1 pseudogene is annotated in these 614 nt (G+C 68.4%); it reads left to right on the top strand.

Features of this window, described 5'->3' with window-relative positions:
- Nucleotides 1-614 (top strand): annotated as a pseudogene (locus tag EPD66_RS23875) (aconitate hydratase B); the annotation flags it as partial.

The raw sequence follows: 614 nt of genomic DNA, 5'->3' as shown, positions 1-614 counted from the left end.
AACCTGGTGGCCTATGTCGGCGACGTCGTCGGCACCGGCTCCTCGCGCAAGTCGGCGACCAACTCGGTGCTGTGGTGGACCGGCCAGGACATCCCCTTCGTCCCCAACAAGCGCTTCGGTGGCGTCTGTCTGGGCACGAAGATCGCCCCGATCTTCTTCAACACCATGGAAGATGCCGGCGCCCTGCCCATCGAACTCGACGTCTCGGCGATGGAGATGGGCGACGTCATCGAGCTGCGCCCCTATGAGGGCAAGGCGCTGAAGGACGGCCAGGTGATCGCCGAGTTCACCGTCAAGTCCGAGGTGATCTTCGACGAGGTACGCGCCGGCGGCCGTATTCCGCTGATCATCGGTCGCGGCCTGACCGCCCGCGCCCGCGAGGCGCTGGGCCTGCCCCCCTCGACCCTGTTCCGCCTGCCCACCGCGCCCGCCGATTCCGGCAAGGGCTACACCCTGGCGCAGAAGATGGTCGGTCGCGCCTGCGGCCTGCCCGAGGGCAAGGGCATCCGCCCGGGCACCTATTGCGAGCCGAAGATGACCACCGTCGGCTCGCAGGACACCACCGGCCCGATGACCCGCGACGAGCTCAAGGACCTCGCCTGCCTGGGCTTCTC

Source organism: Telmatospirillum sp. J64-1, assembly GCF_006980715.1.
GTDB lineage: Bacteria > Pseudomonadota > Alphaproteobacteria > Rhodospirillales > Magnetospirillaceae > Oleiliquidispirillum > Oleiliquidispirillum nitrogeniifigens.
The sequence above is the reverse complement of the archived record's forward strand: the minus strand, read 5'-3'. Positions and strand labels throughout refer to the sequence as shown.